General features: G+C 44.3%; 22 protein-coding genes and 1 riboswitch. Of the genes, 9 read left to right on the top strand and 13 right to left on the bottom strand.

What is annotated here, in order from left to right:
- Positions 1–24: 24 nt before the first annotated feature.
- Both rsoA and sigO read right to left on the bottom strand, forming a co-directional pair.
- The gene (gene rsoA / locus QF06_RS14945; RefSeq protein WP_021480583.1) at positions 25–264 is read right to left on the bottom strand and encodes a sigma-O factor regulator RsoA; all 240 of its coding nucleotides are present in this window, start codon (positions 262–264) and stop codon (positions 25–27) included.
- Between the two features lie 3 nt (positions 265–267).
- The gene (sigO, locus tag QF06_RS14950; RefSeq protein ID WP_076457680.1) at positions 268–798 is read right to left on the bottom strand and encodes an RNA polymerase sigma factor SigO; all 531 of its coding nucleotides are present in this window, start codon (positions 796–798) and stop codon (positions 268–270) included.
- A gap of 201 nt (positions 799–999) precedes the next feature.
- Here sigO and QF06_RS21485 point away from each other — a divergent pair, with 201 nt between their 5' ends.
- From QF06_RS21485 to rsiO, 3 genes are all read left to right on the top strand, one after another.
- The gene (locus QF06_RS21485; RefSeq protein WP_017696403.1) at positions 1,000–1,152 is read left to right on the top strand and encodes a YvrJ family protein; all 153 of its coding nucleotides are present in this window, start codon (positions 1,000–1,002) and stop codon (positions 1,150–1,152) included.
- 120 nt (positions 1,153–1,272) lie between these two features.
- Positions 1,273–2,430: an oxalate decarboxylase gene (oxdC, locus tag QF06_RS14955; protein WP_041850547.1), complete on the top strand. Its 1,158-nt coding sequence runs from the start codon at positions 1,273–1,275 to the stop codon at positions 2,428–2,430.
- A 60-nt stretch (positions 2,431–2,490) separates the two neighbouring features.
- A complete protein-coding gene (gene rsiO / locus QF06_RS14960) occupies positions 2,491–2,901 on the top strand; it encodes an acid stress-sensitive anti sigma factor RsiO (RefSeq protein WP_003243579.1) in 411 nt (136 codons plus the stop codon).
- A gap of 32 nt (positions 2,902–2,933) precedes the next feature.
- Here rsiO and QF06_RS14965 read toward each other — a convergent pair whose 3' ends face one another.
- The 6 genes from QF06_RS14965 to QF06_RS14990 all read right to left on the bottom strand — a co-directional run bounded on the left by QF06_RS14965 (position 2,934) and on the right by QF06_RS14990 (position 9,074).
- Positions 2,934–4,163, bottom strand: a complete 1,230-nt coding sequence (locus QF06_RS14965) for an ABC transporter permease (protein ID WP_003244568.1) — start codon at positions 4,161–4,163, stop codon at positions 2,934–2,936.
- Positions 4,156–4,845: an ABC transporter ATP-binding protein gene (locus tag QF06_RS14970; RefSeq protein WP_021480586.1), complete on the bottom strand. Its 690-nt coding sequence runs from the start codon at positions 4,843–4,845 to the stop codon at positions 4,156–4,158. Before QF06_RS14970 ends, QF06_RS14965 begins: the two co-directional genes overlap by 8 nt.
- The gene (locus QF06_RS14975) at positions 4,829–6,022 is read right to left on the bottom strand and encodes an efflux RND transporter periplasmic adaptor subunit (RefSeq protein ID WP_041850546.1); all 1,194 of its coding nucleotides are present in this window, start codon (positions 6,020–6,022) and stop codon (positions 4,829–4,831) included. The genes QF06_RS14970 and QF06_RS14975 overlap by 17 nt, the downstream gene beginning before the upstream one ends.
- Positions 6,023–6,192: 170 nt before the next feature.
- Entirely contained in the window at positions 6,193–7,002 is an 810-nt protein-coding gene (locus QF06_RS14980; RefSeq protein WP_003243882.1) for an ABC transporter ATP-binding protein, read from the bottom strand.
- A 15-nt stretch (positions 7,003–7,017) separates the two neighbouring features.
- Positions 7,018–8,028 (bottom strand): FecCD family ABC transporter permease, encoded by a 1,011-nt coding sequence (locus QF06_RS14985; RefSeq protein ID WP_003244298.1) that lies wholly within the window; start codon positions 8,026–8,028, stop codon positions 7,018–7,020.
- The gene (locus tag QF06_RS14990; RefSeq protein ID WP_041850615.1) at positions 8,028–9,074 is read right to left on the bottom strand and encodes a FecCD family ABC transporter permease; all 1,047 of its coding nucleotides are present in this window, start codon (positions 9,072–9,074) and stop codon (positions 8,028–8,030) included. The genes QF06_RS14985 and QF06_RS14990 overlap by 1 nt, the downstream gene beginning before the upstream one ends.
- A 205-nt stretch (positions 9,075–9,279) precedes the next feature.
- Here QF06_RS14990 and QF06_RS14995 point away from each other — a divergent pair, with 205 nt between their 5' ends.
- Positions 9,280–10,227, top strand: a complete 948-nt coding sequence (locus QF06_RS14995) for an iron-hydroxamate ABC transporter substrate-binding protein (protein ID WP_021480591.1) — start codon at positions 9,280–9,282, stop codon at positions 10,225–10,227.
- A 234-nt stretch (positions 10,228–10,461) separates the two neighbouring features.
- On the opposite strand, the gene QF06_RS15005 is transcribed toward QF06_RS14995, so the two are convergent.
- Together QF06_RS15005 and sspJ are read right to left on the bottom strand one after the other, a co-directional pair.
- Positions 10,462–11,871 (bottom strand): amino acid permease, encoded by a 1,410-nt coding sequence (locus QF06_RS15005; RefSeq protein WP_021480593.1) that lies wholly within the window; start codon positions 11,869–11,871, stop codon positions 10,462–10,464.
- A gap of 103 nt (positions 11,872–11,974) precedes the next feature.
- Positions 11,975–12,154: riboswitch (Lysine riboswitch) on the bottom strand.
- 116 nt (positions 12,155–12,270) lie between these two features.
- Positions 12,271–12,411 (bottom strand): small acid-soluble spore protein SspJ, encoded by a 141-nt coding sequence (sspJ, locus tag QF06_RS15010; RefSeq protein WP_003221612.1) that lies wholly within the window; start codon positions 12,409–12,411, stop codon positions 12,271–12,273.
- 166 nt (positions 12,412–12,577) lie between these two features.
- Between sspJ and QF06_RS15015 the strand changes: the two genes are divergently transcribed.
- Together QF06_RS15015 and QF06_RS15020 are read left to right on the top strand one after the other, a co-directional pair.
- Positions 12,578–13,060 (top strand): metal-dependent hydrolase, encoded by a 483-nt coding sequence (locus QF06_RS15015; protein WP_003228444.1) that lies wholly within the window; start codon positions 12,578–12,580, stop codon positions 13,058–13,060.
- Positions 13,061–13,161: 101 nt separating this feature from the next.
- Positions 13,162–15,015, top strand: coding sequence for an LTA synthase family protein (locus QF06_RS15020; protein WP_041850545.1), 1,854 nt, complete (start codon positions 13,162–13,164; stop codon positions 15,013–15,015).
- A 27-nt stretch (positions 15,016–15,042) separates the two neighbouring features.
- Here QF06_RS15020 and QF06_RS15025 read toward each other — a convergent pair whose 3' ends face one another.
- A complete protein-coding gene (locus tag QF06_RS15025) occupies positions 15,043–15,969 on the bottom strand; it encodes a substrate-binding domain-containing protein (protein ID WP_033882087.1) in 927 nt (308 codons plus the stop codon).
- 110 nt (positions 15,970–16,079) lie between these two features.
- Here QF06_RS15025 and modA point away from each other — a divergent pair, with 110 nt between their 5' ends.
- The gene (gene modA, locus QF06_RS15030) at positions 16,080–16,859 is read left to right on the top strand and encodes a molybdate ABC transporter substrate-binding protein (protein ID WP_041850544.1); all 780 of its coding nucleotides are present in this window, start codon (positions 16,080–16,082) and stop codon (positions 16,857–16,859) included.
- The gene (gene modB, locus QF06_RS15035) at positions 16,834–17,526 is read left to right on the top strand and encodes a molybdate ABC transporter permease subunit (RefSeq protein WP_121517036.1); all 693 of its coding nucleotides are present in this window, start codon (positions 16,834–16,836) and stop codon (positions 17,524–17,526) included. Before modA ends, modB begins: the two co-directional genes overlap by 26 nt.
- A gap of 30 nt (positions 17,527–17,556) precedes the next feature.
- Here the strand turns inward: modB and pgoN are convergent, their stop codons facing one another.
- Entirely contained in the window at positions 17,557–18,387 is an 831-nt protein-coding gene (pgoN, locus tag QF06_RS15040; RefSeq protein WP_041850543.1) for a glyoxal/methylglyoxal reductase, read from the bottom strand.
- 222 nt (positions 18,388–18,609) lie between these two features.
- Between pgoN and yvgO the strand changes: the two genes are divergently transcribed.
- Positions 18,610–19,095 carry a stress response protein YvgO gene (gene yvgO / locus QF06_RS15045; RefSeq protein WP_003243913.1) on the top strand — a complete coding sequence of 162 codons (486 nt, stop codon included), beginning with the start codon at positions 18,610–18,612 and terminating at the stop codon, positions 19,093–19,095.
- A gap of 42 nt (positions 19,096–19,137) precedes the next feature.
- Here the strand turns inward: yvgO and QF06_RS15050 are convergent, their stop codons facing one another.
- Entirely contained in the window at positions 19,138–21,150 is a 2,013-nt protein-coding gene (locus QF06_RS15050; protein WP_015714699.1) for a Na+/H+ antiporter, read from the bottom strand.
- Positions 21,151–21,317 lie beyond the last annotated feature (167 nt).

Raw genomic sequence — 21,317 nt, forward strand, 5'->3', positions numbered from 1 at the left:
TTGATGTTTTTTCAAATGAAAATATTATGAGTTCTCATCTACCATGTACAAAATAAACTCCCAAAACCCCGGGACATCCTGACATAAAAGCATATCAGCCTTTTCAAACATTTTGATCTTCAGCTCTTGCTCTAAATCTTCTCTTTCTTGATAGGACGTATTGCTGAGTTTTTTTCTGATCATCGGTGAAAAGCATGCAATCAGGTGCTCAATGTCATAAGTCTCGTCTTTTTGTTTCTTTTTTTGTTCAAACTGGCCGTTCACAGCTTACTTTTCCCCCTTTTTTTGCGCCGCTAGCTGCTTTCTGATATTCTCTAGCCCCTTTTTATGAATGTTGGAGATGTTTTGTCGGGACTCCCCTAATGAATCTGCAATCTCCTGCATCGTGGCACCGTGAAGATAGACTTTCGTCAGCACACTTTTTTGTTTGTCAGTCAGCTTCTGGATCGCTTGGTAGAGCTGGTAATCCTGTACATGCTGGCTCAAATCATCCTGCCTGTCTAAAAATTCTTCAAATGCATCGCTTCCTGTTTCGGAAGGAAGCCGATCTCCCGCCTCCGGATGATCTACCGTCAGCGGATACCGTTTTTGATTTTTGCGAACCCGCTTATCAAAATCAATAGAAAAGATGCGAATCATTGAATTCATATACTTGACGATACGGATTTCTTTATAAAATTGCTTAAATAGCTCGTCCAATGATTTTGCATCTTTTTCGTTAGGGCTTTCCAATACGTTTTTGAACAAACGGTAATGCTGAGGATTGCTCAAAAAATGCTTCACGATGGGATGCTTCATTATCTCCTTACATTTTGACCGTAAAAGACTTTGATAGTCCATCAAACCGCCTCCCTACTAAATTAAATGAAGGAAAGCAAAAAAAAGTAAACTACTACTTTCCGCCTAGTGTCTTCCAAAATACTTTGCAGCAGTTTACGTTTTATCGGTTTTCCTTCACTTACATACATGACTGAAGAAAAAGAAGGGAGGTATTTTCCTATGGATCAGGTTTTTATAGAGGAAGTCGTAAAACAGATCGGCAATTTTGGGTTTCCCGCGCTGATTGCAATGTATCTGCTGACCCGATTCGAAAAGAAGTTTGATCAACTAATAGAACTAATGACAGAACTGAAAGATCATGCAAAAAAATAATTTTTCAATCGAAGTTGACTTTTCACTGGTTTTTTTCACTTAACAAAACAGAAGGGAAAACGAAAGGCCTTTCACCTTCTCTTTCTGCTATCACATTTAAATGTAAGGAGGAAACATTTCATGAAAAAACAAAATGACATTCCGCAGCCAATTAGAGGAGACAAAGGAGCAACGGTAAAAATCCCGCGCAATATTGAAAGAGACCGGCAAAACCCTGATATGCTCGTTCCGCCTGAAACCGATCATGGCACCGTCAGCAATATGAAGTTTTCGTTCTCTGATACTCATAACCGATTAGAAAAAGGCGGATATGCCCGTGAAGTGACAGTACGTGAATTGCCGATTTCAGAAAACCTTGCATCCGTAAATATGCGGCTGAAGCCAGGCGCCATTCGCGAGCTTCACTGGCATAAAGAAGCTGAATGGGCTTATATGATTTACGGAAGTGCAAGAGTCACAATTGTAGATGAAAAAGGGCGCAGCTTTATTGACGATGTAGGTGAAGGAGACCTTTGGTACTTCCCGTCAGGCTTGCCGCACTCCATCCAAGCGCTGGATGAGGGAGCTGAGTTCCTGCTCGTGTTTGACGATGGATCATTCTCTGAAAACAGCACGTTCCAGCTGACAGATTGGCTTGCCCACACTCCAAAAGAAGTCATTGCTGCGAACTTCGGCGTGACAAAAGAAGAGATTTCCAATTTGCCTGGCAAAGAAAAATATATATTTGAAAACCAACTTCCTGGCAGTTTAAAAGATGATATTGTGGAAGGGCCGAATGGCGAAGTGCCTTATCCATTTACTTACCGCCTTCTTGAACAAGAGCCGATCGAATCTGAGGGAGGAAAAGTATACATTGCAGATTCGACAAACTTCAAAGTGTCTAAAACCATCGCATCAGCGCTCGTAACAGTAGAACCCGGCGCCATGAGAGAACTGCACTGGCACCCGAATACCCACGAATGGCAATACTACATCTCCGGTAAAGCTAGAATGACCGTTTTTGCATCTGACGGCCATGCCAGAACGTTTAATTACCAAGCCGGTGATGTCGGATATGTACCATTTGCAATGGGTCATTACGTTGAAAACATCGGGGATGAACCGCTTGTCTTTTTAGAAATCTTCAAAGACGACCATTATGCTGATGTATCTTTAAACCAATGGCTTGCCATGCTTCCTGAAAAATTTGTTCAAGCGCACCTTGACTTGGGCAAAGACTTTACTGATGTGCTTTCAAAAGAAAAGCACCCAGTAGTGAAAAAGAAATGCAGTAAATAAAAGACTTGCGGCTTGCAGAGAGCACTCGTTCTCTGCAAGCCTTCATAAGGAGCTGAACCAGTGAAACATCAAAACCCTTCAAAACGCTTATTGCGGCTCTCCATAAAGTACTTACTGGCCGCAGCAGCAGTGGTGTTGACCTATTTTGCTGTCATCTATATATTGTTTTCTTTAGCGGGAACGAGCTACCGCTCAGCAGCTCATGTCCTGCTTTTTGCCGTGGTATTTCTTGTTCTCGGATTATGCTTTGAACCATTTGAAAGGCTGATGATACATAGCTTTACATTTTTCAAGACAGGAAAACGTCTATTCATTCTCCTTGCCGGCATCGTACAGCTGCTATTTTTGTGGATGACTGCTCATACAACAGACCAATTGATCAGCGACATCTGGCTGTCCACCACAGAAGAAATGATTGTCGCAGCCGTTTTTTTGATTTTAGACAAATGCAACTCGGCTCTTCCCAGCTAAAAAAGAACGCATTCCAATTGGATGCGTTCTTTTTATTCATAGCGAAGCGCGTCTACAGGCTGAAGCTTCGAAGCCTTGATAGACGGAAGCAAGCCGAAGATAATGCCGACTGCCATTGAAAAGATCAGTGCTCCGACAACAGCTGGAATGGAGACGATAAAAGGCATCGGAAAAATGACCGTCAGCAGCTTGGCGATGCCGAAACCCGCCAGCACACCGAGTATTCCGCCAATGCTTGTCAGCACAACAGCCTCGGTTAAAAATTGAAATAAAATCACACGCCGCTTAGCACCGAGCGCTTTCTTAATTCCGATTTCCCTCGTGCGCTCCGTTACGGAAACGAGCATAATATTCATGACGCCGATACCGCCCACCAAAAGTGAAATACTGGCGATTCCGCCAAGCAGCAATGCAAATGACTGATTAAAGGACTCCACTTCCTGCGCGATCTCCTGAAGATCCATTACACTGTACTCTGCTTTTTCCAGCTCAGCTTCTGACAGTCCCTGATTTAAAAGATCTGCAGCCATTACACCCGCTTCTTGGATATGCTCAGAAGAATCAGCCTGCACGGCAATCTGCGTTGGCGCGTCAAACCCTTCAATAAGCGGCCACACTTTTTTCGGCACGTACAAAACCGGGTTCGCGTAGTCGCCTTCAAACATGCTTTCCTGTTGATTTTTTTCTTTAAAAACACCGACGACCTTAAACGGCACACCATTCATCTCAATGCTTTTATGCAGAGCTTCTCCGTCCGGAAACAGTTCATCTCTGACAGCTTCATTGATCATCACCACTTGGTGTGTGCTGTTTAAATCATTTTCCGTCAGCTTTCTCCCTTCGGTTATTCGGATTGGAAACATGTCGAAGTAATCATCGTCCACTCCATACACTTGGGGATACGAAACGTTAGTTAAATGAAAAACGCTCGCGCCTTCTGACAAGTAATATAAGGATAATCCTTTGACCATCGGATCTGATTTGATCGCCTTTACTGTTTCTTCCGCTACAGGCGGCGCGGACGCATACGACACCTGAGGGCCGCCGCTCTCCTCTTCTCCTCCAGACGGCTGGTAGACAACGTTGATGGCGTTGTTTCCCATGCCGATCATACTTTGCTTTAATTGCTCACTTTGGCCCTTCAGCATTGAAACAATCGCGATGATTGCCGCTATGCCGATAATCACGCCGAGCATTGTCAGAATGGATCTTAATTTATGAGAGAAAATGGATTGAAAGGAGATGCGAATATGTTCAAGCATGGCTGATTTCCCCTCTCTCATCTAATACCAGCTCTCCGTCTCTGATAAAAACGGTTCTGTCAGCTTTTTTGGCAACGTCCGGGTCGTGGGTTATCATAATAATGGTTTTGCCTTCCCGATGCAGTTCGGAAAACAGTGACAAAATTTGTTCACTTGATTTGGTATCAAGCGCCCCGGTCGGTTCATCAGCTAAAATAAACCTCGGCTGATTGACAAGGGCCCTCGCTATCGCCACCCGCTGCTTTTGGCCGCCGGACAGCTTAGGCGGTTTGTAGGAGACCCTGTCTTTTAATCCGACTTTTTCCAGCGCTTCATATGCCCGTTGTCTTCTCTCTTTTTTCTTCACTTTATTGTAGATCATCGGCAGCTCGACATTTTGCAGCGCGGTGAGACGCGGCAGCAAATGAAAAGTTTGAAACACAAACCCGATTGATTCATTGCGAATTTCGGCTAAAGCCCCGTCTTTCCCTTTCAATATATCGATCTGGTCAAGCATATAGGTTCCTGAGGTTGGCCTGTCCAAACAGCCGATAATATTCATTAACGTTGACTTTCCAGAACCTGAAGGCCCCATAATAGCTAAAAACTCCCCCGCCTGAACAGTCAGATTGATATGTTTCAAGATTGGAACTTCTTCTTTTCCCAGCTTGTATGACTTCGAAATATTATTCAGTGTCAGCATTGACTGTAACCTGCTTTCCTTCCTTGACCGCGGGATCAGGATAGATCACATAATCTTCCGGCGTCAGGCCGCTCTTAATTTCCACCATGTCATTTTCATCAGTCTCTCCGATTTCAACAGGCTGCTTAACCGCTTTGTGATTCTCATCAGCTTTCCACACATACGGTTCGCCGTCATCCTGAATGACCATGTCGGACGGCAGCTTGATCGTATCCGCATCAGCATTATCACTCATCACTTCGATGTTGACATGATAGCCGACTTCAAGACCTTTATGGCTGTCTAATAAAATGGTGAAAGGATAGTTAGAGGACTGGGGGTTCATTTCTTCATCAGCAAAGCTTTCTGATTCTTCACCCTCGCCTGCTCCCGCTGGAAGCTTGCCGATCGAGGTGACCTTTCCTTTCCACTCGCCCTCACCGCCTGTTTTCAGCGTGACCCTGACTTTGCTGCCTTTTTTGATCGTGTCCATTAACAGCTCATTGATTTGGCTTTTGACCAGATATTTGCCCGTCGAAACAATCTGGATATACGGGCCTGCTGCCTGGTCACCTGTTGCACCGTCAGTGATATCCTGATTGACGCTTTGAACGATTCCGTCATGCTTGCTTGTAATGACATTGGAACCTTTGTTTTTCGTCAGGCCAGCCAGTTCTTTTTGATGCTGCTTCAGTTCGAGCTGGCTTGTTTTCAAATCGAAATTGGCCTGATCAAGTTCATCTTGAAGCTGGGTTTTCTCTTCTTTTCCTGCAACTTTCAGCTTCTTTTCCGTTTCCGTTATTGATTTTTGCAAACGGTTGATTTGCAGATTTGTCATTTCAATTTGCAAATTGGCTTGCTCCACTTCATCAGAATGATCCTCGCCCTCATACTCAAAAAGCTTATCGCCCTTTTTAACCTGATCGCCTTCTTTGACGTATGTTTTTTTAATGCTGCCTTTTTCTGAATCTATGTATACTTTCTGCTGTTTCTCAGGTTCAACCTTTCCAGAAAACGTTTGGCCTGATTCTGAATCTCCTCCCATGTATACCGCGACCGATTCAGCATAGGGCTCCGATGATACGGCAACTTGGTTCATGTGGGTAAAAAAGTAAAAACCGCCAGCGCCGATCCCAGCCAATACAAGCACACCGGCACATATCGCACCGCCAATAAGCCATTTTTTCTTCTTGGACACAACGATCTCCTCTTTCTGTAAACTATGTAATATTTTCGAAACATTCTAACCAATATTATCTATTAATTCAAAAAGACTTGCAATCCTTTTATTGAAATGACGGAATCAAATAGAAAAATTGTATTTTCAAAGCCGAATAAAAAAAATCCCGGCTTCGAACCGGGATTTTTTCATACAGTAACTAGCTCTTTTTCATTTTTAATCAAGTCATAGGTCAAGCATACAGGTTTATTTGTACGGGGATCAGTCACGATTTCGGCATCAATCTGAAATACCTGCTTCAAAATGTCCGGTGTCATGACCTCCAGTGCAGTTCCTTCCTTGATGACCGTGCCTTTTTTGAGCGCGATCATATAATGAGAAAAACGAGCTGCATGGTTAAGATCATGAATGACCATTAAAATCGTCCGCCCTTGCTCTTTGTTTAGTCTGTCAAGCAGCTGCAGAATTTCAAGCTGATGTGCAAGATCAAGATACGTTGTAGGTTCATCCAGCAGAAGCAGTTCCGTACCTTGCGCAAGCGCCATGGCAATCCACACGCGTTGACGCTGTCCGCCTGACAATGCCTCAATCGGCCGTTCAGCATATTCAGCCATGCCTGTTTCTTCAAGCGCCCATTTGATAATCCGGCGGTCTTCGTCATTTAATCTGCCGAATCCTGATTGATGCGGAAACCTGCCGTACGACACCAATTCGTGCACTGTTAGGCCGCTCGGCGCTTCAGGTGTCTGTGGAAGAATCGCCATATCTTTCGCAATGTCCTTTGTAGACATTTTATGAATCGCTTTGCCGTTTAAATAGACGGCACCTGCATGTGAACGCATAATTCTGGACATTGTTTTTAAAATCGTTGATTTCCCGCAGCCGTTCGGGCCAATTAAGGTGGTAATTTTCCCTTTAGGAATCGATATATTTAAATCCTCTACAATCACCCTGTCGCCATAACCGATTCCAAGCTGTTCCGTTGATAATGAATTCATATTCGGCCCCCTCCTCTAATTCGCTTTCATCAATAAATAAATAAAGTAAGGCGCACCTAGCACGGAAATGACAAGTCCGACCGGAATTTCTGATGGTGCCAATACATTTCTCGCCAGCGTATCAGCAAGCAAAAACAGGAATGAGCCAATGAAGGCGGAGACCGGTATCAGCGTCTGGTGACGTGGACCGGTCAGCCTTCTAGCCACATGCGGCGCGATCAATCCGAGAAACGCAATGCCCCCCGCAGCTGCCACGCATGAAGCGGCAAGAGTGACCGCTGCCAGAAGAAGAATCCGTCTTTCCTTTTCAACAGCGGTGCCCAGCCCGGTCGCCAATTGGTCTCCGAGCTGCATAATGTTCAAATAGCGTGCCTTATATAAAGTAAACAGAAGCAAGATCACAATCCAAGGGAGAATCGCCCAGATCATATTCCAGTTCGCCCCCCATATTGAGCCGGATATCCAAACCGCGGCTTGCATAAAATCATGAGGGTCCATCTTAAGCTGAAAAATCAGCAACAGGGCATTGAATCCGGCATTCACCCCTATGCCGACTAAAATCAGCCGAATCGGTGTCACGCCTTTTTTCCATGCCAGAATATAAATGAGAAACGCAGCGAGGATTGCTCCTGCCAAAGCACTGAATGGCAGCATAAATGTTCCGAAAAAGCTGAGATCTGAAGCTGACCCTTGAAAAAAGTATATAAAAAGCACTACAGCAAGTGAACCGCCGGCGTTAATTCCGAGAATACCAGGCTCGGCAAGTTCATTTTGAGACACGCTTTGCAAAATGGCTCCAGCTACGGAGATCCCTGCTCCAACAAGCAAAGAAAGGATGATCCGAGGCAGCCTGAACTCAAATAAGACAAGTTCATCACGCGCCGTTCCTTGGCCGAAAAAGACCTGAAGCGTTTTAAGCGGTGCAATTTTGATAACGCCCAAATTGAGACTGATAAAAAAGACCACCACGATAAGCAAAAAGGTCACAGCCATTACAATAAGCGGTTTGTTTGTTTTTGTTTTCATTACAGCCCTCTCCTTTCACGACGTGCCAAATAAAAGAAAAAGGGAACGCCGATCAGAGAAGTCAGCGCGCCGACAGGCGTTTCAAAGGGCGCATTTACGAGTCTGGCCGCTATGTCAGCAAAAACAAGCAAAACAGCACCGAGCACCGCCGAGCAAGGAATGATCCACCGATAATCCACACCGACCAAAAAACGGGTAATATGCGGAATGATCAGCCCGATAAATGCAATGGTGCCGGCAATGGAAACCGCAGCTCCGGTCAGAATTACTACAATAAGCATGCCAACCAGTTTCACCGCTGATGTATATTGTCCAAGCCCTTTTGCCAGATCGTCACCGAGACTTAACACTGTAACAGACCGGGCGATGAAAAACGCGAGCGTTAAACCGACAGTCCCTGCAATAAGCAAAAGCTGGACCCCCGACCATTTCACACCCGCTACCCCGCCTGCGTACCAAAAGCTGATATCCTGAGCGACATCAAAGCGGATTGCAATGGCAGTTGAAATGCCGGTAAAGAAATAAGTAACTGCCGTACCCGCCAGAGCAAGCTTTACAGGCGTAAGTCCGCCCCTTGAAAACATGCCTATGCCCATTACCGTCGATGCCCCCAGCCCCGCTCCCGCAAAGGACCATAGCACAAGCCCCATTGCAGAAAGCCCGGGAAAAAAGGCAAACGCAATCGAAACTGCAAACGCAGAGCCTGATGTCACACCCATAATCGAAGGCTCTGCCAAAGGGTTTCTCGTCATCCCCTGCATGATTGCTCCCGACACTGCCAACAATGCGCCTACAAGCGCGGCAGCCGCCGTTCTCGGAAGCCGAAGATCATGTATAATTTGGTGAGATGTCTTTGTCGGCTGATAATGAAAAATGGCGTCCCATACAGTGCGCAAATGAATATCCGCTGCACCGAGGGATATGGATAAAAATGCGCCAAGGCAAAGCAGGCATAGACCTGCAATAAGGACGATGACCGCGCCATATGTCCTTGACGTCCATTGGATTTCTTCTGATGCAGTCCGTATATTTTTATGTTGACTCAACTGCCGTACTTCCTTTCTGTTACTGATAATGATTATCAATTGCTGTTTCAGTATATCACTTTTTTCAGCTGATTTAATAGAGTGTTTTGAACAAAAATGAAAATGCATTTGCAAAAATATCGTGTCAACCGGCACTTGCAGTGGTATAATCACAGATGATAATGATTCTCTTTTTCATCTATTTTTTAGAAAGAAGGTATGAGATATGACCCATATATACAAGAAACTCGGAGCCGCGTTTTTTGCCCTGTTATTGATTGCAGCGCTGGCAGCCTGCGGGAATAACTCAGAAAGCAAAGGTTCTGCCTCTGATTCAAAAGGCGCAGAAACCTATACATACAAGGCTGAAAACGGAAATGTAAAAATCCCGAAGCATCCTAAACGGGTGGTTGTCATGGCAGACGGCTATTACGGCTACTTCAAAACACTCGGCATCAACGTTGTCGGTGCGCCTGAGAATGTATTTAAAAACCCTTACTACAAAGGAAAAACCGACGGCGTCGAAAACATCGGAGACGGCACTTCGGTTGAAAAGGTCATTGATTTGAACCCTGACCTGATTATCGTCTGGACAACACAGGGCGCTGATATTAAAAAGCTTGAAAAAATTGCGCCGACTGTCGCAGTAAAATACGATAAGCTCGACAACATCGAACAGCTGAAAGAATTTGCAAAAATGACGGGAACTGAAGATAAAGCTGAAAAATGGCTGGCCGAGTGGGATAAAAAAGTTGCAGCCGCTAAAACAAAAATCAAAAAAGCGGTCGGTGACAAAACCATTTCCATTATGCAAACGAACGGAAAAGACATTTACGTATTTGGTAAAGACTTTGGAAGAGGCGGAAGCATCATTTACAAAGACCTCGGCCTGCAGGCTACAAAGCTGACAAAAGAAAAAGCCATTGACCAGGGGCCAGGTTATACAAGTATTTCATTAGAGAAGCTCCCTGATTTCGCCGGAGATTACATTTTCGCGGGTCCATGGCAATCAGGCGGTGATGATGGCGGCGTATTTGACAGCTCCATTTGGAAGAACCTGAATGCCGTTAAAAATGGCCATGTATACAAGATGGATCCGATTGGCTTCTACTTCACAGACCCGATTTCATTAGAAGGACAACTGGAGTATATTACGGAAAGCTTGACTAAATAAACAAAAGAGCCGCCTGCCCGCGGCTCTTTTGCTTATTTATAAGGAACGGCTCAATTTGAATCATATCGGATATTTTCTTTGAGCCATTCATATTAAGCTGCATCCTCAACACGATCAGTTTTTTTATGCTGGAGAGACTGAAAAACGTTTTTTGCATATTTAACGAACGGATTCCTAACAGGAGAAATTGTGATTTTATAAAAAAGACACCTGAGCAAATCAGGTGTCTTTTCATTATGCTTGTTTTTCTTTCTGGAACTTTTTACTCACAAATGGATAAACGATTAAGCCGACAAAGAATAAACCGATGCCGAGGATAAATGTCGTTAAATCTGCTGTGCCTGTTACGATAACAAACACGGAGTATGCACACGCCAGTATCGCGATCAATCCGTCTCTTACACGGGAGCCTTTCAGCTGGTCATACGTTTCACCTTTGATGACTACCTTCAAGCTGTAGATTGCAGATACCAGATACGGAATTAAATATGCGAGTGTAGCTGCTGTCGTTAAAAATGTAAATGCGTCACTTATTGTCCGGGAAATAACCGAGAAAATGAAGACCTGTGACATGACGTTTGTAATAATGAGTGCAATGACCGGACTTCCCTTTTTATTTGTTTTTGCAAAAAATGCCGGAAAATCTCCTGCTTTAGCGGCTTGGTATGGCACCTCAGAGCCGAGCAAAATCCAGCCAAGCATCGTTCCGAATAAACAAAGGATAGCCAAAAGCGCCATAATCACGCTTCCCGCGTTTCCAACAATCGCATAGAGTACATCAACAAATGGTTTTTCAGAGCCGACAAGCTTATCATGCGGCAGAACACCCATCGTAATTAAAGTCACAATAATATATATGCTCAAGGCAATCAACAAGCCGGTAATTGTCGCACGTTTCACATCACGCTGAGAGCGCGCACGGCCGGACAGGATCACCGCGGATTCAATTCCGACAAACGCCCACAGTGTAGAAATCGCGGCGTTATGAACCTGGCCGCCAATTCCAATACTTGTGCCGTTTTCTCCTTGAACCGGGAAATAAAAATGACCGAATAATGTCGTTTGAAACACAAACAAACCGGCAACGATAAAGAAGACAAAACCTAATACTTTAGAAAGCGTTGTGACAAAGTTTAATTTACTTGCGCCGTTAATGCTGGCAACAAGAATCGCGTGCGTTCCCCATAACAAGATCGTACATACGGCAAACGTCAGTAATTGGCCGAGTGTCACCTCTTGCCCGCCGATCGAAAACATCTCACGTTTATCAACCAAGATCGGGAAGAACGAAGTCAAGTAACCGGCGAGACTTGTGATGATCGCCACGTTACTGATCCAGCTCGCCACCCAGTAGCCCCACACCATTGTGAAACCGGCAGCGTTGCCTTTTTTCGGGTCAGAAAACAGCGCTCTTGCATAACTTTGCGGTCCCGCTGTCAGTTCAGGCTTGCGAATGGACAAGTGTCCGAACACAAGTGCAATCATCAGCACGCCGGCACCTGTCAAAAGCCAGGCGGACGTAGCTCCAAACGGACTCGCAATTGAAGCAAGCGAGCTCGGCAAGGAGAAAATTCCTGATCCAACCATATTTCCAACGACAAACGCCGTTAATAACCAAAAACCCCATTTTTTTGTCTGTTCCATTCCAGTACCTCCATGATTCTTTGTACGGACCAGACCCCGAGATCATATAAACGCAAAAAAAGCCTGAACAAAAGTCCATGCTTAAAGAAACACACACCCTTGATCTCCGGATAGCCCTCCGCGAAAAAGCACGCGGCAGTCCTGCACTTATTCAGATACAGTCCCAGCATAGAGAAGGATCGGCTTTCTCCACACTTCGGCGCTGATGCCTTTTACACATGTTTAACAGCCCCTGTCAGCCTGGCATGTGTGACTTATCATCCGCGCAACCTCTACCTCACTGAGAAAGAGTGAGGATTTAATTATTCAGTTACTCCCAGAAGGTTATCAAAGAAAGGATGATCTGTCAAAGGGAACAGATGGAAAATACGGATAGAGCCAAGCCCTATCCGCATGTGGTTATCGATTATTTTTCTTTTTTTGCACAGCTTCTTGAAGCGGATCATCTTTTAGAGCTGAACCAGCATCTTCAAGAGCTCCTTGGATTACGTTTTTTTCTTTTTCGGAACGTTTTCCTTTATCTTTATTAAAGAAACCCATTCGTATCACCTCTTTTAAAAAATAGGTACATGTTTAAGATGCCTCTTTCCTGAAAAATTATGCGGGATATTTTTTATCGTCCAAAGTCCTGTTGATCAAACATACATTCTCTTGATATATTTGTAATTCAGAGATTTTTTGCAAAAGATAAAAGGAGAAGCGGCAAATGACAGGAAAAACACACATCATGGGAGGCATCGCTTCTTGTACGGCAGCGGCTTATTATTATGGATTTGATCCAGTGCTTATGGCTGCGTCAGGCGCGGTTGGAGCATTAATACCCGATATCTGCCACACACAAAGCAAAATCGGGAGAAAATTTCCTATTTTATCGAAAGTGGTCAGCTCCGTTTTTGGCCATCGTACATTTACACACAGCTTGCTGTTTATGCTCATCATGTTTTTTATCACTTCTACATACATTCCAGATAAAAACATATCAGCCGGCCTGATGATCGGAATGGCGAGCCACTTGATTCTTGACGCTTGGACGGTGAACGGAATCAAATTATTATTCCCTTCAACGATCCGCGTTCGGCTTCCATTATATATGAAGACAGGCAGTTTTTCTGAGCAGCTCGTGCTAGCCGGCCTGACCCTTGCTTCATGTTACTACTTTTATATGCTGTTTCATGGGCGCATGTTTTAAACACATGAGTGCTGAGACTTGTCTGAACCGGCTGTTTTTAGTAGGTTTTACTTAAGAAGCATTTCATGCAGATGATCAAGAAAACGTGAGGAGTCATATTGATGAAAGGAACCTTTTTTCACAATCAGCGGTTTTTATGTTTTTCGATCTTATTTATGTGGATCAAAACGTATGTGATATATAAACTCGGCTTTGATTTGCAAATCGATACTCTGTTGGAGGAGCTAATGCTGCTGGTCAACCCGCTCAGCTTTATTCTTCCTTTATTCGGGATCGGCCTGCTTCTGAAAGGAAACAAGCAGCGGGCTTTTTTGCTGATTGCCAATTTGGTTCTGACTTTTATCTTGATCTCTAATACGATTTTTTACGGCTTTTATATCGATTTTATTACCATTCCGGTTTTATTTCAGGCGAGCAACATGAGCGATATGGGCAGCAGTGTAAAAGAATTGTTCCATCCTCTGTTTATCGCCCTGTTTGTGGATTTGGTTTTTCTGCTGCTGTTCGCCAGAAAAACCAAACACCCACAGACAAAAGCCGCTCCCCGCACGATCAAACGGTACTATGCAGCTTCCTGCGGCATGCTTTTATGCACACTGGCACTTGCAGAAGTACAGCAGCCGAAGCTTTTGGCACATTCTTTTGACCGGGAAATGCTAGTCAAAAGCATCGGCCTGTTTCAGTTCCATATTTACGATACAATTTCTCAGACTGTTAATATCAGCGCGAAAGCTTTTGCCGATGAAGACAGTATAACTGCCATTAAAAACTACACAGAGGCTGATTACAGCAAGTCTGATCAAAGCAAATTCGGTCTTGCAAAGGGGCGCAATGTCATCTTTGTAACACTTGAGTCGACCCAAAGCTTTGTTCTGAATGAAAAAGTAAATGGAAAAGAAATTACCCCATTTATGAATGATCTCATTAAAAAAAGCTATTCCTTTGATCATTTCTATCAGCAAACAGAACAAGGCAAAACATCAGATTCAGAATTTATCGTCGCTAACTCACTGTATCCTTCCCTTAGCGGCGCCGTCTTTTTCACGAAAAGCGACCATCAATTTCATACGATGTATAAATCGCTGAAGCAGCACGATTATTATTCAGCCGTCTTTCATGCTAACCATAAAACATTTTGGAACAGAGATGTCATGTACGATACATTTGGCATTGACCGCTTTTTTGATGTTGATGATTTTCATGTCACTCCCGGGACATCGACAAGCTGGGGCTTAAAAGACAAAGAATTTTTAGAGCAGTCCGCCGAAAAGCTGAAAAGCCTGCCGCAGCCGTTCTACAGCAGTTTTATCACGTTAACGAATCATTTTCCGTTTGAGATTGATGAAAAGGATCAGCTGATAGATGAATTCGATTCAAGCAGTGATCTGTTAAACCGCTATGTGACCACGGTTCGCTATGAGGATGAGGCATTGAAGCATTTTATCAAAAAACTGAAGGACGAAGGCTTATACGAAAATTCGATGATCGTATTTATGGGAGATCATTACGGCATTTCTGAAGCCCATAACGAGGCAATGGCTGAGTTTTTAGGGAAAGACGAAATCACACCGTATGACAACGTTCAGCTCCAGCGGGTGCCGTTTATCATACATATCCCGGGAATCACCGATCAAAAGCCGGAAACCATCCCTGATGCCGGGGGACAGGTCGACGTCAGGTCTACGCTGATGCACTTGCTCGGCGTTGAGACAAAAGGCGATATCCAATTCGGCAATGATTTACTGTCCAGCGACCGCACCCCATTCGCCGTTCTGCGAAACGGCAGCTTTATTACGAACGATTATATATACACAAAGAACACGTGCTATAGCCAAAAAACAGGTGAAGTGCTGGAAGATCAGGATGCGTGCCTCCCTTACAAGGAGAAAGCAAACGAAGAACTTTCTCTCTCTGATAAAATTTTAAATGGTGACCTGCTCAGGTTTTCCGAATAAAAAAATCCCTCTATCAAGAGGGATTTTTTACGTTTCCAACATCACCTTGCCAGTCAGCTTCGTTTCATAGCCGTTTAAATGAGACAAATTCGCCTTGTATTCCTCAGAATTCAAAATCTCCTTCACGGCCTTCAGTAGCTGCTCATGTTTTTTCAAAACAACGATATCATATTGTTCGTCGATGAGCGGGATAAAATCAACACTGCCCATATGTGCCGCGTGCTGCGCCCCGATTCCCGCGTCAGCCTGTCCGCTTGAAACTTGTGAAGCGGCAGCGTAATGATCGGTCACGATATCGCCGTATCCCTTTACATCAGCCGGATTCACACCAAGCAAGCCAAGCTGTTCATCAAGGAGTACCCTTGCGCCAGAACCCTTTTCCCTGTTGATGATCCGGATATCGGCTCTTTTCAAGTCTTTCCAGCCTTGAATGTTTTTCGGATTCCCTTTTTTCACATACAGTCCTGCTTTGCGGAGAACGACATTGATGAGACAAAACGGTTCACCTGTCAAAATCCGTTTTACATAAGGAGCGTTATACTGGCCCGTTTCAGCATCGTACAAATGGAGGCTGACAATGTCACACTTGCCTTGATACATATCAATCAGGCTGTTTAAGCTTCCTTTGTATTTACGGAGCGGCGTCTCCTGAATGGCATTCTCCAAATGCTTGCTGAGAAGATCCATCGAAATGTCCTGTCCGCTGATCATGACATTCCGTCTGCCGTCCGGCTCAGCCTCCTGCACCTGTTTCGGCGCTTCTGTTGCAGCGATGGGCTGAGACATTCTCATATTCGTTTTATATTGCTTTAAATCTTCTTCATCCACACGCATCTGCCTTCCGACACGATAAGCAGGCAGCACGCCTTTTTTAATCAAATCATAAACGGTCAGCTTTGATACCTTCAGCAGACCTGCAACTTCTTCTATCGTATAGGAAGAGGTTTCATTCATCATCATCACTCTCCTATTTTATTATACCTTTTCGCCGAATGTAAAAAAACCCACATAAACCAAACATAATCAGTTATAATTAGTTATATCTAATGATAAGGGGTGCAATCATGTTTAAGAAGTATTCTATTTTCATCGCAGCCTTAACTGCTTTTCTCCTTGCAGCAGGCTGTTCTTCAAACCAGTCTTCAACGGACAGCGAGAAAAAAGTAACGTTAACCATCTCAGCTGCCGCCAGCGCGCAGGATGCACTTGAGGAAATCCAAAAAAATTATGAAAAAGAGCATCAAAATATTACCATCCAAGATAACTATGGCTCATCCGGCGCCTTGCAAAAACAGATTTCTCAAGGAGCAGGAGCAGATCTGTTCTTCTCAGCTGCTGAGGATAAATTTAAAAAGCTGGTGGATGATGGAGATATCGCAAAAAAAGACAGCACTGATTTAGTCGGTAATGAAATTGTGCTGGTCGTACCGAAAAACGGAGATTCACCTGTGACAAGCTTCAGCAATCTGGCTGAATCAGAAAAAATCGCCCTTGGCACTCCGGAATCCGTACCGGCAGGAGCTTATGGGAAAGAATCACTGACAAAGCTGTCTTTATGGGACAAAGTGAAGGATAAAATTGTGTATGGAAAAGACGTTCGCCAAGTTCTTTCTTATGTTGAAACCGGCAATGTAGACGCAGGTATTGTTTATAAAACAGATGCCCTGGTCTCGAAAAAGGTCAACATTATTGACGAGGCAAAAGCAGATACACACAGCCCAATTGTCTATCCGTTAGGAATCGTAAAAGATACAAAACACCGTAAGGAAGCGAAGGAATTTTACGAATACCTGCAATCTGATGAAGCAATGAAAGTATTTGAGAAATATGGCTTTACTGCCTAGTAGCATAAGCGCTTCAGAATTTTTCACACCCGTTGCGCTTTCCTTTCAGGTGGCGGCAGTTGCCGGAATTGTTGTCATTATTCTCGGAACACTTGCTGGAGCATGGATGTCACGGGCATCATTTTTCGGAAAAACGGCACTCGAAACATGTTTTATGCTTCCGCTCGTTCTTCCGCCTACTGTTGTCGGTTTTATTTTGATCGTCATTTTCGGAAAGCACAGCTTCATCGGACAAGCCATCGAGTGGATTTTCCAGCAGCCTGTCATTTTCACCTGGTGGGCCGCTGTGATCGCCTCGGCTGTTGTAGCCTTTCCGCTTATGTATCAATCAGCCAAAACCGGATTTGCTGACATTGATCCCGATATACAAGGTGCGGCAATGGTAGACGGCGCTAGCAGATGGAAAGTGTTTATCCATATCTCCGTCCCGCTTGCCTATCCTTCGTTACTGACCGGAAGCATCCTCAGCCTTGCGCGGGCGCTCGGAGAATTTGGCGCAACACTCATGTTTGCAGGAAACATCCCCGGTGTTACGCAAACACTGCCGACGGCGATATATGTCGCATTGGATTCCGGCAACAATACCCTTGCTTGGGCGTGGGTCGTCTGTATTGTTGTCATTTCCTTTTTGATGCTGTTTTTCATTCAACAGAAAAAAACGCACTAAAAAAACTCCCCATAACGGGGAGTTTTTTGATTAAAACAGAAGCTCATCAGGATTTGGGCCGACACGCTCATCTTTATTTAATGCGTCAATTTTGTCCATGTCTTCTTGAGACAATTCGAAATCAAAAATATCAGCGTTTTCGATGATACGGTGTTCTTTAATGGATTTTGGAATGGTTACAACTTCATGCTGCAGATCCCAGCGCAAAATCACTTGAGCCACAGATTTATTGTGTTTTTCAGCAATCTGTGTCAGCACTTCGTTATCCAAAAGCTGTCCCTGCATGAGCGGAGACCACGCTTCCAGCTGAATGCCTTGCGCTTTGCAGTAATCTCTTAATTCTTTTTGCGTCAAACGAGGGTGAAATTCAACTTGGTTCACCATCGGTTTGATTTCAGCATCTTTCAACAGCTCTTCTAAATGATGAACTTGGAAGTTGCTGACGCCGATCGCGCGAATTTTGCCATCTTTGTACAGCTTTTCAAGCGCGCGCCATGTATCTTTATATTTATCTTTGCCAGGCCAATGGATCAAATATAAATCTAAGTAATCAAGCTGTAATCTTTCCAGGCTTTTTTCAAAGGCAGCAAGCGTTGTTTCGTAGCCTTGATCTTCATTCCACACTTTTGATGTGATGAAGAGCTCTTCTCTTGACACACCGGATTCTTTAATCCCGATGCCAACGCCTTCTTCATTTTTGTAGATCGCTGCTGTATCAATACTGCGATAACCATTTTTAATTGCCGCTTTCACTGATTCAGTCGCTTCATTACCATTTTCTACTTTAAAAACACCCAGACCGAACCAAGGCATTTCAACTCCGTTATGTAACTTTACAGTATCTTTTAAACTTGTTGGCACTTGAACATCCACCCTTTCACTGAAATGTAAGCGTCTATATTATCTCACATTCCTCTCAGCCGATACCAATAATACGCTTAAGACCCTCTTTTTGCTTCTTTTTTCACAGCACAGGCAAATTCAAACACTATTTTTTTCCTATTTTAACAATATTGAGATTACAAATACATTGAGCAGGGTATGCGTGTAGTGTAACCAAATGAAAACAAAGGAGGAAACAACTTGAAACGTATTCGTATCCCAATGACACTTGCTCTTGGTGCCGCTTTGACAATTGCCCCTTTGTCCTTTGCTTCCGCTGAAGAAAATCCTGCTCCGAAGATGTCGCAGACAACTACTGCTGGAACAACTGCCGCTGATGTAGGTTTAAACGTCAACCTGGATGTACTTGGAATTGCCAACCAGATCGCTGATGCCATCAAATCCGCACAGAATAGGGATGGCTTTGTGAAAAACCTCATGGAGTCTTCCTTCTACGCGTCCGGCCAAAAATATAACGTCATGGTCTTTAATTTAAGCCAGGAATATGAAGATCATTTGAACGGTGTGCAATTTTACGGCTCAGCCGTTTACGACGGCATTACGTATGGCATTTGGGTATTTGAAGACGGAACCTTTACAAACAAAGGCGATGGCGGCTGGATCAACTGGGCCTTCAGAGGCTGGTTCGACCGGGATGGCAGCACTGTCGCATTTCATCGCCCTTAATAAAAAAAAGCTGGCGCTCTAACGCCAGCTTTTTTGCTGCATTTATTCGCCGCCTTCAAGCATGGCGGCTTCGACATCATTAATGTATTGGCGAAGCTCATGGGAGATGTCCCGGGAAATTTCTCTTTCCTCGAAAAGTGTTTGAATTTCATTTCTGATCGCCTGTACAGCCTTCAGCTTCACTTCCAGCTTCTGATTTTCAAAATGGGCGCTTGATTTCAGCTCATGATGGCTGTGCTCCAGCCTGAAAATTAACTGTTTATAGAATGTAATGACAGATAAAAACACTTCTTTATGCTCTTCCGTCTTGTGTTTTTCCAGATATTCTATCGCTGCTTTTGCCGTTTTCACTCTTGTTGCCCGTATCAATCCCGCTTCATTTAAAATCGACATCTCCGGCTTTTTATGTTCACCGAAGAAAATCCAATACATCAGCCTCTTGAGCCTTGTTTTTGATAATCCGACTTTAAACGGGTTCGCATACAAAATTTCCAACTCGTTAAATCGTTCTTGCAGCACATTTGCTGTTTCTTCCGGGATGTCTCCCCGCTCCAGCATTTTCATCAGCGCCTCTTGCTCTGCCTTAACCCCTTGGGCACGGACTTTACGCTCGTGCTTTTTGATGCGATTAGACGATGTATATTGCTGAAAACGAAGATTTTTCATTTTCTCATTGTATTCAGCTATCACCGCAAGAGAGGCCGTTTTGTTTGTCTCATTCATGTCCTCTTTAATCGTTTGAAGGGCTGTTTTGATCAATTTGCGTCTCGCCGTCAGCAGCTTCTTGTTTCGTTCCTCGTCCTCTTCTTCTTTTTCAGTCAGAATCGGCAGCACAACGGTAGCAATGACAAGCGTGCATAAAATGACGCCGGCTGCTAAAAAGAGAATCAGATTTCTTTCCGGAAACGGCGTGCCGTCCTCCAGGAAATACGGAATGGAAAAAGAACCTGCAAGCGTTACTGCTCCACGCACACCAGAAATCGAAATTAACAGCGTCGAACGAAGACCCGGTTTATAGATGTTCTGATCTTTATTAAAGAACCATTTGCCGTTCCAGAAGAACAGCACCCACAGGAATCTCAGGAGCATTAACGTAAATGTGATGACTAGGATATAGCCGATCACCTTCATGTTGCTGATGGCAGTGTCGTTAAAGATAACAGAAATAACATCAGGGATTTGCGTGCCGAGAATAACGAAGACCAGGCCGTTCAAAATAAATAAAATAATGTTCCACGTACTTGAGGAGACAATTTGCAGCTTGATCATCGTTGATTCCAGACGATCCTGTTCAACCGCATGGGTAATACCGCCAGCCACAACAGCTAAAATGCCGGAAACGCCGATTTCTTCAGCTGCCAAATAAATCACAAACGGCGTCAGAATTTGAATCAGCATATGCATCGTGACATCCTGCATGCCAAGGCGGCGCAGAAATAGGCGAAAACGAATAATCAAAAATGAAATGACAACTCCGCACAGCAAGCCTCCGAGAGAAATAAAGACAAAGCTGACAGCCGCTTGTGCTAATGAAAATGCACCAGTCACTGCCGCTGCAATCGCAAACTTAAAGGCCACCAGACCTGATGCGTCATTCATCAGCCCCTCACCTTCCAGCAGGCGAAGAATCCCTTTTGGCATTTTCACTCTTCCTGATAATGCGCTGACAGCGACGACATCAGTCGGTGAAAGAATGGCCGCAAGTCCAAAGGCCGCTGCCAGCGGAATAGCAGGAATCATCCAGTGAATCGTGTAGCCGCCTACAATCACAGTCGCAAATACAAGGCCGAGTGCAAGCAATAAAATCGGAGCCCTTAAATTCCAAAGCTCTGCCCGCGGTGTCCTCTTTCCATCATTAAATAGCAGAGGCGCGATAAACAGAACAAAAAACAATTCGGTATTTAATTCAAAATGAAGACCCTGTGGAAATGAGGCGGCAAGAATCCCAAGAGCCACTTGAATCAGCGGCACCGGAATAAACGGAATAAACCGGTTCACGATATTAGAAATCGCAATAATCGTTAATAATACGAGCACAACTAAAAATATGTCCAAATGCATGACCTCCTTCGTCTGTTGTGTGTCGGCATGATGAGCCAAAAAATCTGTTTGTCTAAAAGCCCTTGAGCTAGGGTGGCCTTGCATACGCTATGTGGTTTCGCAGGAGTTCTCTCCACACTTGTCTTCTTTTATAGTACCCTTTTTAGGGTATTTTTTCTCAT

This window comes from Bacillus sp. YP1 (assembly GCF_000877815.1).
Classification (GTDB): Bacteria; Bacillota; Bacilli; order Bacillales; family Bacillaceae; genus Bacillus; species Bacillus subtilis.